The organism is Paenibacillus nasutitermitis, assembly GCF_014641075.1.
GTDB classification, from domain to species: Bacteria; Bacillota; Bacilli; order Paenibacillales; family Paenibacillaceae; genus Paenibacillus_Z; species Paenibacillus_Z nasutitermitis.
In genome coordinates this window covers 1,838,163-1,853,811 of the sequence record NZ_BMHP01000001.1, presented here as the reverse complement: position 1 = coordinate 1,853,811, position 15,649 = coordinate 1,838,163, and the positions used below count along the sequence as shown (strand labels likewise).

The following is a 15,649-nucleotide window of genomic DNA, read 5'->3' as shown; positions in this document are numbered from 1 at the left end:
GTCAAGAGACTCAGTCCATTCTTCAACCCTATCATCTCTAACGTCTCATTTTGCTTTCTTTACCTCATAATCTCTCAACAACGGATTGGTTGTTTGAATTCGTCTAACCTTCTCAATGGTCTTGTGCCCTCCAGGCGCGCCACCACTTCGGTGAAGCAGCATCCACCTGATCCATGCCAGCGCTTCAAAAACGTCAAGCTCCTGCTGCGCGAATTTATTATCCGATACATATGCAGAACGAAAAACATCGGCGGATAGATCGGTGAGGTATATTTTTTGGAGCGTGAGCGACCATGCAAAATCGAATCTCGAATCCCCTAATTGCCCGTTCGTCCAGTCTATGATGGTTAAACGCCCATTTTCCTCCACAATATTATTTATATGAAAATCACCATGAATAAGCTGCTCCTGCTTAATTTGAACTCTTTTAACTACTGAAACGAATGGATTCCATAGATCAGGATGTTCTCTGACTCCAGGAAAGAAATAGTCAGTGAACGAATACCTTGGTAGCGGTATAGATTCCAGATCATCACCTCGGGTTCGATGCAGCGTTGTTAGCAGGTTTGCAATAAGGGTCATTTTCTTTTTATCCGTTTTATGAATGGGCACACCATCAAAGGTTGTCAGCAGCACCTTATCTCCGTTTGTATTTATTCCCCAGCCCAGCGGCTTGGGGACCGATACTCCTCGTTCATGGAGGACACTTAGCAGGCGGAATTGAAAACCGACGTCTGGCCTGGAATTCTTATTCCATACTTTCAACACATAGCTCTCCTGATCGGAACAAATCTTCATAACCTCAGCCTCATACCCTTGTTTCATGGGATGAACGGTTAATCGATCTCCCCCACTGAACAACGCATCCAGATTTTCATTGATTTCTACCCAATCCACGATACCTAAAGGGGGTGCCAATCCTGCTCATCCTTTCTTTCCGGCGAATGGTCAAGCTTCCCGCATCTCAGCCGGTAGAATCAAGGTGGCAAAGACCCGAAATCAGATGCGATTACTTCTTCCTGATATAAGTATCCAAAAATTCATTGCGGAACTTTCCTTCAGGATCACAACGCAGGAGCAGTTGTTGAAAGTCCGGCAGCTTCTCATATAGGGACTGCAGCCGCTCTGGCGGCATCGCAAAGAGCTTGGCCCAGTGCGGCCGGGCTTCATAAGGAGCAAGCTGTTCTTCCAGGATTGGGAGCACTTTACGGACGGCTTCCCAATCGGCTTTCCACGTAAAGTGGAAGGCAGCGGAATCCTGCTTATAGCAAGGGCTCATCCATAAATTGTCTTGGGCGATTGTACGAACCTCGGAAACATGGAGGTGCGGCCATATGTACTCCCGGATCTGATCAATTGCACAAAGTGCCTCATAAGCATGCTGGCGCGGAACATAATACTCGCTTTGCAGCTCATCACCGGAGCTTGGCGTGAATGCCATGCGAAAATGAGGCAGCCGCTCATGCCAGGGTCCCGGAATGCCCATCTGTTCACTGCAATTTTCCGATGTATGGCTAATCACAGGATGCCGATGCCCAGCAGCTGGCTTTGCTCCGAAAAACTCGGCTTCAGCCTCAGCGGAGGTTTCATCGGTTATGATCCGCTTGATCCAGGCCTGAGTGAACATCGCATTCTTCCAATCCGTGAAGAGACTGACGCTGTAGCTGTCTGAGAAAATATCGTTAAAGTGCTCTTTAAGAAGAGCGAGCGGCAAGCTGTCATAGACATATTGCGCCATCTGAAAGTCCGGGATCACATCCAAGGTCAGACTCGTGATTACCCCCAGCCCTCCGAGTCCAACAACGGCTCCATCGAAAATTCCGTCTTGCTGGTCGCGGGAGAACTGGATAACCTCCCCGTCGCCTTTAACGACTTCCAGAGCATGAACCGCCGTGGCCAGATTGCCACTGCGGTCACCGGAACCGTGAGAAGCTGTCGCGCAAGCACCAGCAACGGAAATATGCGGCAGGGAAGCCAAGTTATGCAGCGCATAGCCGTTATGGTGAAGATAATGGCATAGGTCCCCGTAGTGGATTCCGCCTTCGATGGTGACCTTGTTATGCGTACGATCCAATGCAATCACCCGATTTAGCTTCTCGAGTGACAGCAGGATCCCTACCGAGTCAGCGATTCCATTAAAGGAATGGCGCGTGCCAAGCACTTTGATCCGATTGCTGCGGGAAACCTGTTCCTGAATTTGTTCCACATTTTCGGGGGCATGGAATTCCGAAGCGCTGTACCTGTAATTGCCTGCCCAGTTACGATCATTTTCCACGTTCATACATCCTTCCTGGTGAAATCCGGGTCGTATAGTGCCATGCTTAAATAAATTGCCATGTTAACTATTCTATTTCGTCCACTTCATACCTGCTAATACTCATTTAATTGAATAAGATGCATCCAACTCTCTAATTCAGGAATCATATCCGCATAACGTTTGATCGCATGAATGGTTTCGTTTACTTGATTAGTTCCCATTTGCTGCTCGTCTTCATCAGAACATTCCATCCCTAAAGAACGTTTTAAATTATAGTCCAGCCAACCCAATTTCCCTGAAAATCCACTTTCCAAAACTAATCTCCAATTGGCTTGAAGAGTACCATAAAGCTTTTTATATCCATCTATAAAAGCCAAAAATCTTTTTTTGTCCATGCTTCCTGTTTCATTTTCGGACCAGTAAATCGCCGTTTCCAATAAATCTTGCATAGGATTTATTAAACCAGCCGCCTCCCAATCTATAAGGATGGGATTATCCCGGCACCACAAGACATTTTTCGGATCCAGATCCCGGTGGCTTATTACGGTCTCCGAAGTCAGTATTTCTGCTGATTTGTTAGCTTGAGCATTCCATTCATACAGCTTATCGATGATTTCCTGCAGCGGATTAACCCAATCTGTATTGTTTTCTTGCCCTTTTCTTAAATGGACATTCCAATCTGTTAGTGAAGAATGACCAGAGCCGTAATTCCTCAGGGCTATTTCCGAAAAATCCGTCTTATGTATTACAGCAAGAATCGTTCCTATTTGCTCACAGTGATCGTTGTTGATTTGATCAGGTTTTAAACTTTCACCGTCGGCCCAATTGAACACGAGATAGAATTGATTGTCCATTTCATGGATAGGCGTTCCATCAATGATTTTGGCTGGAAGAGCAGGTGTATGATTGGCTGCAATTGTTGCAATATGCTCGGAGTTGAGAAAGTTCTGCATCGCTTCGGGCCTTTGCATGATTTGAGGGTTTAATGCTTTAATCGCATATTTCCCAAGTGTGGTTTCAACCGCATACATGCGATGCAGAAAACCGCCGGAAATCGATTCCGGTACGCCAATTATCTCGCCCAGCTGCAGTCTCTCCGTCAATTTTTTCAATTCTAATAGAGAAGGTATTGGGTTCATTATGTATCCCCTATTATCGTCAAATTGGTTTTCGTTCTTCAGCAGATTTCACTCTGTGTTTGTACGTGATCTTGCCGACGAAATTTGCAAGGGTAAAAAAAAGAAGCGATTAAATTGTAATCCGCTCCTTATTAATTCTTATTTCGTTGTTCCATCCAATCTATTCGCGGAAAATGCTTCCGGGTGCTTCTAATTGGTTCGTGGATAATACCGGAAATTCCTTCGGGTTCCGATTCCTGTTTCGTTGCAGAAGGCTCTTCCTCTTATGATTATCCATCGAGATAAAAAGACAACATGCTCCAAGAAGAACGAGGATCATGGTCATAATCGGCAGCAGAACAGTCATTTTCAAAACCCCTTGCCTGTAGTTTGCAATAACGATAATCATTATCACTCACTATTATATCGCTTTTTCTTAAATTATCAATCAGTATTGTCAAATAAATGATCCGCGCCCGCGGGATTTTTAATTTTATCGATCAGGCAAGATAGCGGAATGAATGACAAACAGGACAGCCTTGTCCGGCTGTCCTGTTAGAATCGTTTTAATGGCTCCTTTGGGCCGGAATTATTTTTCGTTGACGCAATAAACGCAGTCCGTTAAGGATGACCAGAATCGTACTCCCTTCATGCCCAACCACGCCAAGAGGAAGCGAGACGCCCTTCACAAAATTGGTTATGATCAAGAGGATTATCACACTCATCGCAAAAATAAGGTTTTGTTTAATAATGGTTTTCGCGCGCTTCCCCAGTACAATCGCTTCTGCAATCAATCCTGTATCGTCATTCATCAATACCAGGTCAGCAGTCTCGAGCGCCGCGTCGCTCCCTGCCGCTCCCATTGCGATCCCCACGTTCGCAATCGCCAGAGCGGGAGCGTCATTGATTCCGTCCCCGACCATCGCAATATTTCCGTAGGTCTGTTTCAGCTCTCTGATCCGGCTCACTTTATCCTCGGGCAGCAAATCGGCATAAACGGTGTCAATATCCAGCTCTTTGGCGATGGCCTGCGCCGTTTGCATCCGGTCTCCTGTCAACATGACGACGTGAACGCCCAACTCTTTAAGCAAAGCAACGGCATGCTTGGCTTCACTGCGGATTTTGTCGCGCAGCGCGATCACGCCGGCAATTCCCTGCGAATTATGCATAATCGTTACTGTTTTTCCCTCGCGTTCCAATCTGTCAAGCAAAGTCGACAATTCCGGCGTCCGGAAACAGTCATCCAGAAAAGCAGGTTTACCGATTTTCCACAATTCCCCGTTCCATTTTGCTTCGATTCCCCAGCCTGTATGCGCCTGAAAGTCAGTTGGGCGTTCAAGCTTAAGTTCTCTACTTTGCGCTTCAAGAACGATCGCTTGGGCCAGCGGATGCTCGGATAGACTTTCCATCGAAGCAGCGATTTTCAGTATGACGGCTTCATCGTACCCCTGATAGGAATAGACATCCGTTACCACCGGATTCCCGGCTGTCAGTGTTCCTGTTTTGTCAAAAGCAATCGCCTTGATTCCTCCCAGATTCTCTAGATGCGCGCCTCCTTTGAACAGAAGACCCTTTCTCGCACTGCTGGATATGGCCGACAGCATGGCGGGCATAATGGATGCGACCAGCGCGCAAGGCGAAGCGACGACCAGAAATACCATTGCTTTGTAGAAGGCGTCATTCCATGACCAGTGGAAAACAAATGGCGGGACAATAATCAGAAAAACGGTCAGGGAAATGATTATTCTCGCATATAGACGTTCAAATCGTTCCATAAACAATTGGGACGCAGGCTTCTCGCTCTGCGCTTCCTGGACTAGACGGATGATTTTGGCAAAAAGCGTGGATTCACTCGGCTGGCTGACTTCAACGAACAATGCACCTTGACCGTTCAAAGTCCCCGCATAAACCTCATCGTTCGGTTCTTTGTCAACCGGAATCGATTCACCCGTAATGGAGGACTGATTAACGGCGGATGATCCTTCCAGCACCCGTCCGTCTGATGGAATCCGCTCTCCCGGCTTAACCAATACGATGTCGCCTACCGTCAACTCTTCAATGGCTACCAAAGTCTCCACACCGTCTGTGATCAGAACGGCGGATTCCGGCTTCAACCCCATCAAGGATGAGATGTCGCGGCTGCTTCGATCCATTGTATAGGTCTCGAGCGCTCCGCTCAGGGAGAAAATAAAGATCAGCACCGCCCCTTCGGTCCAGTACCCGATACTGGCTGCGCCGATGGCTGCGACAATCATCAGCAGATTGACATCCAGATCGCGATCCACGAATAGAGTATGCAAGCCTTCTTTAGCCTTCACATACCCCCCAACTGCAAACGCAAGACAATAAATAAGGATCGACCAAAGATGAAATTCATCTCCAAGACCCCATGCCGCAGCGATTAAGACCCCGCTTCCCAGGGCTGCAGCGCCTTCACCGTTGCGTTTGAGCCAATTTTCATTATCCTGTTCCATTGTTGGGGTGGGGTGAATATTCTGCTGCTTCGCGCAGCCTTTAGTTGATTGAAATAAAGAACTCATGATGATCTCTCCTTCCTATTGAGAATGAGTCCCATTATTAACTCCCTTAAAATGGCACAAGCTGCCCCCGTTAAGGAGCAGCATGTTAAACATCATTCTATTTTGTTGCTGGATTTCATCTTATTTATAATTATTATAATCTAGATAGACGGCAAAATAAAGACTTTTTTTTACAAGCCTGATATCGTTTACTGGTTAGTAACGACTAAATCAAATAAAGCTGGCGGACGTATGGTTGAGAAATAATAATCCTCTGCTGAATCCCACCGGAGATGCCAAGCCGCATCGCTGCTGCCTTCTCTGAGATTATGCCTCTCTCGCCGGATTTCGGGAGTCACATCCACAAGAACGGTAAAATGAACCACATCCGATAGCACGGGAAGCGAGCTGTAGATGCCGTCCAGAATAATGACGGGTGCCGGATTTTTGGTAACCAGGCTAGCTGCTACCCCGTTTCCCGAAGTGAAAGAAAATGGATGATACCGTGCTTCCCGTCCAGCAATTAACGGGGTTAAGGCTTCCTTCCGCAGCCGCTCCCAGTCGATACAACGAAGACATTTTTGCTCCGCTGTGCAGGTGTCCCATTCTTCGTCAGAGATCGATGCGTCGAAGAAATCATCACATGAAATGACTGCTGCTTCCAATACCGAAGCCAATTCAGCAGCAAGCGTGGATTTGCCTGCGCCGCTCCCTCCATCCAGGGACATAACCAATGGAGTCGTACGTCCTGTTAGCAGATGGTTAACAGCAGCAATTATTTGCTTTGACCGGGTTGATATCTGATTCTTGTCCACAATAATCACTCCCAAGTCCGATAATGAACCATTTTGGGACAGAATATCAAACCCCGTCGTTTCTGTCACTATTCTGATCGCCAGTTTCCCACAACCTGTCCATTTCCCTGCATAAAGTTTAGAAAAACCGTTTATCCGGGAGGTTATTCCGGTATGATTAAAAAATGCGGATATTCCCCGGATCGGGCAGTATCCGAATTGGCGGATGCCGTTACCCAACCACGCTGTAAACAGCTGCTACTAGTCATTAAACCAATCGATGGGAGATTAAAAACATGTCCAATTATCAAGCCCTTATCCAGGATCGTATTTATTTCGGAGGCGCAGACGATGTGCCGCACATGATTGAAGATGCTAAATGTGAGATTATCGTAGATTTACGTGGAGAAGCTTCGGAAATAGATCATTCGGATGAAAAAGCGACAAAGATTGTGGTTCCTCTGGGCGATAACACCGATACGCCTCAGGATGTCCTGTTTCATCAAGCGATCAGCCATGTCGTCGATGCTTATCATAGCGGCAAAAGAGTGGGTTTTCATTGTGGCGGGGGGAAAGGCAGAACAGGTGCTGTTGCTGTCGGAACCTTAATTGAGCTGGGACTGGCTCGAACCATCGAAGAAGCTGAGCAGAAAGCCAAGGCAATCCGTCCGGTCATCCATATTCGCGAGCCGCAGCGTGAGGCGCTTACAAAATTATATCCGAAGTGACTCACTCAACAAAAATATGGCCATCCCTAAGGGATGGCCGCCTATCAGCTTTTGAGTGTCGAATCTAAATGGTATCCGTCTGAGTATGTTTTTTATTCGAAGGTGCAAACCAACCGAGCAGGGCTATTGCAACCAGCACAGCATAGAAGATCGTGGTCCAAACAGCGCCATGCGGGAAATCATGAGCTAACACGCCAATATCTTCATGGGACAACGTAATAATAGCGAGTTTCACGCCAACCCATGCCACGATCGCATAGGCCGTTGTCTCGAGAGCTGGCCGCTGAGCAAGAAGCTTTACAAACCATGTGGCCGCAAATTTGATCAGGACGAGCCCGGCGATTCCGCCAAGCAGGACAATCAAGAATTTCCCGCCGTCCATACCGCCGAAATCAGCAAGCGGTGAATCCGGAAGACCCAATGCCAGAGCGACTGCAGCAAGAATGGAATCAATCGCAAAAGCAAGATCTGCAAGAGCGAGCTTTCCCACGGTTGGCCAGAAGCCTTTTCCTGCAGCCTCTTTCTTTAAGTCCTTGCGGATGTTTTCGTTTTCCTTGCCGAAACGCGCTTTGATAATGTGCTTTAACCCGAGATATAAAAGGTAAGCTGCTCCGATCGCCTGTATTTGCCAGACGTTCGCAATAAATGATATCGCAAAGAGAGCGGCGAAGCGGAAAACAAAAGCCATAATGATCCCGTAATTAATGGCCCTCTTCTTTTGATCCTCCGGTAAATGCTTCGCAATGACTGCCAATACGAGCGCATTGTCAGCTGATAACAATCCTTCCAAACCGATAAGAATTAGCAGTGCCCATGCATATTCCAACCACAATGACTCCAACTTGCCCTCTCCCCTTTGCAACCAAAATAAGTAAGTATTATAACCCGACAATAGGTATACGGAAAAAGTAGCCGATGGAGTTCATTTTTTTTTCATCGTCTCCTCCTTCATAGTTTAACCAAACCGTTAAATCTGTATGATCATCTCATTCATACTTTCAAATTCCAGGGATTCATAAATATGCCGGGCTCATTATCTTCTATAACAAAATGCCCTGCATCCCCGCTGGCGACTTAATATCGGCACGTATCCATGACTTCTTCGCTTGACGCACTATCAACTCCGTTTGGATTGTTATTTGATTGAGCATAAAAAAAACTGCACCGCTATGGTGCAGTCTCGGGTATATAAAAAAAATTACCCTCCAAACGGGTAGCTGGGGAGTCCCTGGACGCCCGGCCGCAGCTTGAAAATTCCGCCTGACAAAGGATACCGCTGCAGCTCTTCTTCAGATAAGCCTGTTCTTGCGCTAGTTATGTACAATTCGTCCATATTTTCGCCGCCAAAAACGCAGGACGTCACTCGGGACGCGGGAATATCCACCTTCAGCAGGCGTTCTCCGGTATGCGGATTATAACGCGACACACAGTAACCGTCCCACTGAGCGACCCAAATCATGCCTTCCACATCGCTCGTCATCCCATCCGGCACTCCTTCACCTTCGGGAATCTCAACGGCAATGCGGCTTGCTCCCAGCTCCCCGGTAATCAGGTCAAATTCATACTCCATGACTTTCCTGGTCGGTGAATCGATATAATACATCTTCGTATGATCCGGACTCCAAGTGATGCCGTTTGAGCATGTGATACCTGTCATTTTCTGCTCCACTTTGAGATCCGGGTCCAGGCGATAGAGAGCGCCTGCCGCATTTTGATCCATCATCCCCATTGTGCCTGCCCAGAATCTCCCTTTGGCATCGCATTTGCCATCGTTAAACCGGTTATCTGGCATTCCCGCTTCCGGGTCTGAGATCGGTTCAAGCTGGTTGCCTTCGGGATTGTACCGAAAAAAACCATTTATCGCCGCAAGGACAAAGCCGTTCTTGCGGTCAGGAACGACTGCCCCTGCATATTGACCGATATCATACGTATGGTTTGTACCTTCCCCCGGGTGAAAAGAATGAACACGGGACTCCAGAATATCCACCCAGTAGAGCATACCTTTGTCCGCATCCCAACTGGGACCCTCGCCGAGCGTTGCTTTTGCATCCAGAACCAATTCTACTTGTACCATTGTAGATATGCACTTCCTTTAACATGAATTATGAAAAGCAATGATTTCAGCTGACCAGAGCAATCAATCACGGAAATTCACCCGAATTTATGCTTCAGCTTGCAAGATTGTCCCGTACAATACATTAATTGGCCTTCAGGACATCTATGTTCTCATAAGGAAGCTCCAATTCCCTGCCTGCAGCTGCGGAATGCTCCGTTGTTTCTAGAATTGCGATAATCCGCCGCGCTTCCTCCGGCTTGACAATCAGTTCCTCGCCTCTGTACAAATGAGCTGCGATATTTTGATAATAGGCATCATGGCTGTCTTTCATGCAATTGATGTCCGACTCCACTTTAACGCCATTGATGTCAGTGAATAAAGTTATTTTGCCATCCCACAAGCTCGTGTCTACGACTGCGCCTTTTGTTCCGAGGATGCGCATGGCTGCTTTTCCCGCATAGGCAATGGTTGAGATTTCGATATGGGCGACCGCGCCGCTTTCAAACTCGATATGGCTGTCGATATGGTCTTCATTGGTTATCTCATGCCAGACCCGGTTATGAACATATCCGCGGACCGACTTGATTTTGCCAGGAACGATGCCAAGCAGGTAATCGATATAATGCGCGCCCCAGTCGTAGAAGACGCCGCCGGATACTTCTTTGATCGAACGCCACCATGGTCCGGGTTTGTCGTATCCGCCCATATACATTTCCACTTGAAAAATATCACCGAGGATATCTTTGTCGATCAAGTCCTTAACCGTCAGATACCAGCCATCCCACCGGCGGTTGTGGAATACGGAGAGCATCACGCCCTTTTGCTGCGCCAGATGGACAAGACGATCAGCATCCTGCGCCTTTATGCACATCGGTTTCTCCAAGATGCAGTGTTTGCCGCTGTTAATGATCTGCTCGGCGAGCGGAGCATGTGTATTATGAGGAGTAATGACTGTAACAAGGTCGATATCGGGCTCACGAAGCAAATCATCAACGCTGAGATAAGTCCGGATACCCGGAAAATCCGCTTTGGCTTGTTCCATTCTATCGGCATCCATATCGCACGCCGCGACAAAATCAATTCCCGCATTCATCATTTGAATCCCGTGATGTTTGCCCATATTGAAAGCGCCACCGTAACCGATTACAGCTCCACGAAGCTTTTTGTTTTCAACCATTTCCATTCACTCTCCTAACTTATATTCGAATCATGCCATTCGGCTTAAATAGATTATAAAGGTTATCCGCCTGTTCCGATACCACAATTTGTTATTTGAAGGATATGCCACTTTTGATTCTCAAAAAAATGGCTCGACATTTTCTCCATTAAAGTCGGATGTCCTCTTTCTATTAAGTCATTCGACGAAGCTTCTAAAATCCTGGCATTACCTCGATTTTGTCGACAACAAGATTTTTGCAACACTCAAGTAAATAAGGACTAACAAACGAGACAATGAGAGCAAGGATCATTTTCAGGTTTTTTCCACGTACCATCGGTTGATATTGGAATCTCTCATCGGGGTTCTTTATATGCGTGCCGTTTTTTGGGGAGAATCGCTTGATAAATCGCTACCGGAGCGGATCGTGGAAATAGTGCTGTCGGGAATGGAACATTCTGCCTCGGATAACCCGGCGGTCATCACTTGAACAGTGAGAAGATCCGAGGCATTGCGTCACTGCCTTTCGACAGTTTTGCCGTTTTCCATTTTTAGTTGCCTTCAACTGAAATTGCAATTCGGAATTAGTACGCCGTAATGGCGACCTTCCATAATAATTTGTCTTAAAACTTGATTTTTTTGTTTCTCATCGAGATTTTTGCTAAGAGCAGACGCGTCTGCAGCAAGTAGGCGTTTATCCATTCATTTAACCGACTGCAGAGCGTTCTCGACTTGAGCGATATGCTTCGCCATCGTCGAGACCGCCGTCTTCGAATCTCCGTCGCGGATCGCTTCGAACAGCTTCTTGTGCTCCTCGAACAGCTTGCCGGCCGCATCCTTCCCGCTATAGAGCCACAGTCTGCGGCTATCCTTAACGGTGCGGAACATCGCCGCAGAAATGTGCGTCATGATCGTTTCCAGAATCGCGTTGCCGGATGCCCTAGCGATAGCGAGGTGAAAGTTCGTATCGTAGATCTGGCTGATCTCCTCGTTGCCGACGGCGTCCCGCATTTGTCCGATGATTTTGCCGAGCTCTTCGACGTCTTCGGCGATGCGGTGTTTGGCTGCAAGCTCCGCCGCGCCGACCTCAAGGATCTTGCGCACCTGAAGCAGCTGCGACAGTTCGGCGTTCGACGTCTGCAGCGATTCCAGCACCGCCTGCGGCTCGAGCCCTGGCTTCTTGACGTAGGTGCCGCCGCCTTGCCGCGATTCGACGAGACCGAGCGCCTTCAGATGGCTGAGCGCCTCGCGCACCGTCGACCGTCCGACGCGGTACTGCGCCGCCAATTGATCAATCGTAGCGAGCTTCTCGTTCGGCTTGATCAGTCCCGCTTCGATGATGCGCCGGAGCTCGTCCGTAATGATTTCGTAATTTTTCTTTTGCAAGTTCATGGCCTATCTCTCCGTCCCGCAGCTAATATCGATAATTCTACTCTCTGACAGCCATTGGTACGAATTTGGCGGGCGGCATTGTGCTGAACATGAACAAGCATATTTAGAAAATCAGGAGTATTCGCTATAAAACAGGGAAATCAAAATAGCTATTGGGGTATGGTTCGTCTCTTAATACATAGTGCCACCATTCGAAGCTATATGGTTCGAACCCACTGTTTTCCATGATGGAACGCAAAAGTCTGCGATTTTGCGCTTCCATGCTTGCAATCCCTTTTGCCCCATGGTGTGAACGCTCATCCATAAAATCGAAGCTTCCTCCCATGGAAACAAGCTCACCCGTATCTAAGTGGTAAAGCGTAAGATCAATAGCACTTCCGCGACTATGACTTGATTGTGACGCTATATATCCCTTTGCAAACATCTCGGTTCGCTCGATATTCGGATAGTATCTTTCTTTTGTGAGGTTGTCTTCCGGTTGTTCGGACCAATGCAGGAAGCAATCTACCGCACGTTTGGGCCGATACCCGTCCAATAACAGCAAACCGTACCCAAGAGCCTCCGCTTGCTTCTGCGCCTCCAACAGCGCAAGGGCTAAGGCAAGTGTTCCCACTATGCGATTGACCTCATATCCGTCTACTGGTTTTCCCGTGAAATTGTCCCATGTCGCATATTTGGCGTCCCAGCGAACACCGTGCAATATTTCATCTACAAATACAAATCCCTTTTCCATGCTTATCACCCCTTTAACGCGAGTACGATCAGGCGGTCAATCAGTTCGGGAAGCGTTATGCCTGCAGCTGCCATCATCCGGGGATAACGGCTGTATGACGTGAACCCGGGCAACGTATTGACTTCGTTAAGCACGATGCGGCCGTTATCTTGTAAAAAAATATCAATGCGGGAAAGACCTCTACAGCCGAGCGCCTTATAGATTTGTTTTGCAAACTCCCGTATCCGTCCTCGCTCCTCTGCCGAAAGGTGTGCGGGAACGGTTATAACCGCGTTTTCGGAGCCTTTTTCCGGCTCGGCCTCCTGATGAATGCGAAAGAGACCGTGCGTTAGCCTAATTTGGTCCACCTCGCCGGCAATCAACTCGGAACGGTTGCCCATCACGGCACAACCGACCTCACAGCCGACAACAGCCTGCTCGATTAAGATTTTGCTATCATATTGACTGGCCGCTTCAATCGCGGCCTCCAATTCGTCCGCACCACCCACTTTTGTCACGCCAAAGGATGAACCTGAACGCGCCGGCTTAACAAAAACAGGATAGGTAAACGCATCTGTTGCTGCCCTGTCGTCTTCATGGATAACCCAAAATTCGGGAGTCGCGATGCCGGCGTTTTTCGCCATGATGTAGGCCAGCGACTTGTCCATACAAATCGCGGAGCTTTGAATATCGCAGCCCACATAGGGGATACCGGACAATTCAAACAGACCTTGTATCGCTCCATCTTCACCCGACTTGCCGTGCAAAACCGGAAATGCGACATCAACATGGTGGATTTCATATGAATTGTTTTTTAGAACAAGCAATCCGTGCGTTTTTTTATCCGGAGAGAGCACGGCTGAACAGCCATTGCCGTTTTCCCATTCCGGGCCAGGTTTTTCGCACATTTTCCAAACACCGAATTTCGTAATGCCGATGTATAACGGCTCGTATTTTTCGGTGTCCAGGTTAGCGGCGATCTCCATTGCGGATTTGACCGACACATCATGCTCCTCCGAACAACCGCCAAACAGGATTGCAACTTTTACTTTATCCATGCGCTAGGCTCCTTTCAAAGTCCAAACAGTTTTTAATTGTATTTTCAACGGTATCACTCAACGCCTGTTCGGTATAATAAGCCGTATGCGGCGTGATGATCACGTTCGGCATCCTTTGAAGTTTCAGTAAAAATGGATTATCAATTGATTTTTGTGTGCAATCAAAGTAGAATAGCCCTTCCTCTCCCTCCAATACATCCAATGCGGCCCCGCCCAGTTTTCCGTTTTCCAATGCTTTAATAAGCGCATCGGTATCTATAAGCGCTCCACGTCCTGTATTGATAATAAACGCGCCTTGCTTCATTCCCCTTATTTGTTCGTGACCGATGATATGATGCGTATCCGCACCCAGCGGCACATGAAGCGTAACAATATCGCTGTTTCGCAGCAACTCGTCAAGCGGAACATAGTCTGCCGTTATTTTCTGGCCGCGATCATAAGCCAGCACACGACATCCAAATGCCCGCAGCCGCTCAATAACCGCTTGGCCTATTTGACCAGTTCCCAGCACGCCGACTGTCATGTCGCGCAGTACCTTGCCGCGGACGCTATCCAGCCTGAAATCATGTTTTTCCACAGAGCGTACAATGGACTTCGCGTTGCGTATCGCCATAAGCATCAGCATTAGGGTAAAATCAGCAACGCTATTCGGCGAATACGTCACATTGCCGATAGCGATAACCATTCTCTTAGCAGCAGTTGTATCGATATGATTGCAGCCGATGCTTCGGGTAGAGATATATTTCACGCCGGCTCTCTTCAGCGCAAGAAGAATAGAGGCGGAAACCACAGATTTGTGGCTCACACTGATACATTGATTGCAGGGGGCTGATATAGCATTGGTTTCTGATACGGCGTCGCTAATAATAGTAGGCATGACGCCAAAGCGAGGTGACAGTCTGCGGAACACATCCGCCTCATCTTGCTCGCAACCATAAACGGTAATTCCAATGTTGTTCATCAATTTTTCGCCTCCTTGATTTCTGCGTTATCCAGCAGAGGGTAGCAGATTTTACATTTGTTGGTGTAGAGCAGCTTTTGCCCTGTTATTTCACTGGTGTCCGCGTTAATTTCCGCTCTCTCAACCTTGACGTATTCATAAATCTCGCCGCTTTCGCGGAAATACTCGGTGCTGCCGTTTGTGACTTTGTACAGCACTTGGGGTCGTTTGTCTACGAACACAGTTCCTATGATGTTTTCATTATCGAACGCCACTGAAATTTGATAGGTGCAATCGGTATCGTTTCGCGCCTTTAAGTCAATCCATCCCTCGGAGATTGTTGCGTCCACCCCTTTGATCTCGTCACTGTTTGGTTCGGGAAACTCCTTGACATTGTGGCCGCTCCGCTCGGTGACCATCAGCGGCGTGTGCAGGAACATCCAAAACAGCAGATTGCTCATTTGACACATACCGCCACCAGACATGGTGGTGAGTTTTCCATTTACCACTGTAAGACCGTCTTTATAGGGAATATGCTTATCCGCATGGCGAACTAGCCGCCAAAAGGAAAAGGTTTCACCCGGTCTTATCAAAAGACCGCTCAGTGTCTTTGCCGCCAGCTTCAGGTTAAACACTTTATTTTCCTGATACATCATATCGAAGCCGGTATTGCTATTGTATAATGCGCAGCCCGCTTCAAAGATCTTGTAAGGAAGCTGCGACTCGTCAATGGTTCCCGCATAGCGAAGGCCATCAAGCCGCATACCGGTATAAAAACACATCTTCCGTTGCATTACCCTGACCGGTAGCAGGAATGGAAATAATTGCGTTAGTCTTTTTCTTCTCATAGTTACACCAGTCTTTCCATTTCATTAAAAGTCACCATTCAACGCCTCCTCAGTCCGCTGGGAGCAGCAGA

14 protein-coding genes and 1 riboswitch are annotated in these 15,649 nt (G+C 47.8%); of the genes, 1 reads left to right on the top strand and 13 read right to left on the bottom strand.

Annotated elements, in window-relative coordinates:
* Positions 1–45: 45 nt before the first annotated feature.
* The 5 genes from IEY46_RS07910 to IEY46_RS07890 all read right to left on the bottom strand — a co-directional run bounded on the left by IEY46_RS07910 (position 46) and on the right by IEY46_RS07890 (position 6,778).
* Complete coding sequence (locus IEY46_RS07910) at positions 46–918, bottom strand: phosphotransferase family protein (RefSeq protein WP_188990739.1); 873 nt, start codon at positions 916–918, stop codon at positions 46–48.
* Between the two features lie 91 nt (positions 919–1,009).
* Positions 1,010–2,281 (bottom strand): FAD-binding protein, encoded by a 1,272-nt coding sequence (locus tag IEY46_RS07905; protein ID WP_308422781.1) that lies wholly within the window; start codon positions 2,279–2,281, stop codon positions 1,010–1,012.
* Between the two features lie 89 nt (positions 2,282–2,370).
* A complete protein-coding gene (locus IEY46_RS07900; RefSeq protein WP_188990735.1) occupies positions 2,371–3,396 on the bottom strand; it encodes a phosphotransferase in 1,026 nt (341 codons plus the stop codon).
* A 545-nt stretch (positions 3,397–3,941) separates the two neighbouring features.
* Positions 3,942–5,915 carry a heavy metal translocating P-type ATPase gene (locus IEY46_RS07895; protein WP_188990733.1) on the bottom strand — a complete coding sequence of 658 codons (1,974 nt, stop codon included), beginning with the start codon at positions 5,913–5,915 and terminating at the stop codon, positions 3,942–3,944.
* A gap of 188 nt (positions 5,916–6,103) precedes the next feature.
* Positions 6,104–6,778 (bottom strand): uridine kinase family protein, encoded by a 675-nt coding sequence (locus IEY46_RS07890; protein WP_188990731.1) that lies wholly within the window; start codon positions 6,776–6,778, stop codon positions 6,104–6,106.
* A gap of 206 nt (positions 6,779–6,984) precedes the next feature.
* Between IEY46_RS07890 and IEY46_RS07885 the strand changes: the two genes are divergently transcribed.
* Positions 6,985–7,416 carry a protein-tyrosine phosphatase family protein gene (locus tag IEY46_RS07885; protein ID WP_188990729.1) on the top strand — a complete coding sequence of 144 codons (432 nt, stop codon included), beginning with the start codon at positions 6,985–6,987 and terminating at the stop codon, positions 7,414–7,416.
* Positions 7,417–7,480: 64 nt separating this feature from the next.
* On the opposite strand, the gene IEY46_RS07880 is transcribed toward IEY46_RS07885, so the two are convergent.
* From IEY46_RS07880 to vanW, 8 genes are all read right to left on the bottom strand, one after another.
* The gene (locus IEY46_RS07880) at positions 7,481–8,257 is read right to left on the bottom strand and encodes a TerC family protein (protein ID WP_188990727.1); all 777 of its coding nucleotides are present in this window, start codon (positions 8,255–8,257) and stop codon (positions 7,481–7,483) included.
* A gap of 357 nt (positions 8,258–8,614) precedes the next feature.
* Positions 8,615–9,490 (bottom strand): SMP-30/gluconolactonase/LRE family protein, encoded by an 876-nt coding sequence (locus tag IEY46_RS07875; RefSeq protein WP_188990725.1) that lies wholly within the window; start codon positions 9,488–9,490, stop codon positions 8,615–8,617.
* A gap of 124 nt (positions 9,491–9,614) precedes the next feature.
* On the bottom strand, positions 9,615–10,649 hold the full coding sequence (locus IEY46_RS07870; protein ID WP_188990724.1) for a Gfo/Idh/MocA family protein: 1,035 nt from the start codon (positions 10,647–10,649) through the stop codon (positions 9,615–9,617).
* A 442-nt stretch (positions 10,650–11,091) separates the two neighbouring features.
* A riboswitch (cyclic di-GMP riboswitch) is annotated at positions 11,092–11,178 on the bottom strand.
* A gap of 152 nt (positions 11,179–11,330) precedes the next feature.
* Positions 11,331–12,020, bottom strand: coding sequence for a FadR/GntR family transcriptional regulator (locus IEY46_RS07865; protein ID WP_188990723.1), 690 nt, complete (start codon positions 12,018–12,020; stop codon positions 11,331–11,333).
* Positions 12,021–12,144: 124 nt separating this feature from the next.
* Complete coding sequence (gene vanX, locus IEY46_RS07860; protein WP_188990722.1) at positions 12,145–12,753, bottom strand: D-Ala-D-Ala dipeptidase VanX; 609 nt, start codon at positions 12,751–12,753, stop codon at positions 12,145–12,147.
* 5 nt (positions 12,754–12,758) lie between these two features.
* Positions 12,759–13,790, bottom strand: coding sequence for a D-alanine--(R)-lactate ligase (gene vanA, locus IEY46_RS07855; protein WP_188990721.1), 1,032 nt, complete (start codon positions 13,788–13,790; stop codon positions 12,759–12,761).
* Entirely contained in the window at positions 13,783–14,751 is a 969-nt protein-coding gene (gene vanH / locus IEY46_RS07850) for a D-lactate dehydrogenase VanH (protein ID WP_188990720.1), read from the bottom strand. Before vanH ends, vanA begins: the two co-directional genes overlap by 8 nt.
* Positions 14,751–15,578 (bottom strand): glycopeptide resistance accessory protein VanW, encoded by an 828-nt coding sequence (gene vanW / locus IEY46_RS07845; RefSeq protein WP_188990719.1) that lies wholly within the window; start codon positions 15,576–15,578, stop codon positions 14,751–14,753. The genes vanH and vanW overlap by 1 nt, the downstream gene beginning before the upstream one ends.
* Positions 15,579–15,649 lie beyond the last annotated feature (71 nt).

Excerpts from the sequence above, each read along its gene's own strand:
- IEY46_RS07905 (WP_308422781.1), bottom strand. The coding sequence starts at position 2,281 with ATGAACGTGGAAAATGATCGTAACTGGGCAGGCAATTACAGGTACAGC.
- IEY46_RS07900 (WP_188990735.1), bottom strand. The coding sequence starts at position 3,396 with ATGAACCCAATACCTTCTCTATTAGAATTGAAAAAATTGACGGAGAGA.
- IEY46_RS07895 (WP_188990733.1), bottom strand. The coding sequence starts at position 5,915 with ATGAGTTCTTTATTTCAATCAACTAAAGGCTGCGCGAAGCAGCAGAAT.
- IEY46_RS07885 (WP_188990729.1), top strand. The coding sequence starts at position 6,985 with ATGTCCAATTATCAAGCCCTTATCCAGGATCGTATTTATTTCGGAGGC.
- IEY46_RS07875 (WP_188990725.1), bottom strand. The coding sequence starts at position 9,490 with ATGGTACAAGTAGAATTGGTTCTGGATGCAAAAGCAACGCTCGGCGAG.
- IEY46_RS07870 (WP_188990724.1), bottom strand. The coding sequence starts at position 10,649 with ATGGTTGAAAACAAAAAGCTTCGTGGAGCTGTAATCGGTTACGGTGGC.
- IEY46_RS07865 (WP_188990723.1), bottom strand. The coding sequence starts at position 12,020 with ATGAACTTGCAAAAGAAAAATTACGAAATCATTACGGACGAGCTCCGG.
- vanX (WP_188990722.1), bottom strand. The coding sequence starts at position 12,753 with ATGGAAAAGGGATTTGTATTTGTAGATGAAATATTGCACGGTGTTCGC.
- vanA (WP_188990721.1), bottom strand. The coding sequence starts at position 13,790 with ATGGATAAAGTAAAAGTTGCAATCCTGTTTGGCGGTTGTTCGGAGGAG.
- vanH (WP_188990720.1), bottom strand. The coding sequence starts at position 14,751 with ATGAACAACATTGGAATTACCGTTTATGGTTGCGAGCAAGATGAGGCG.
- vanW (WP_188990719.1), bottom strand. The coding sequence starts at position 15,578 with ATGAGAAGAAAAAGACTAACGCAATTATTTCCATTCCTGCTACCGGTC.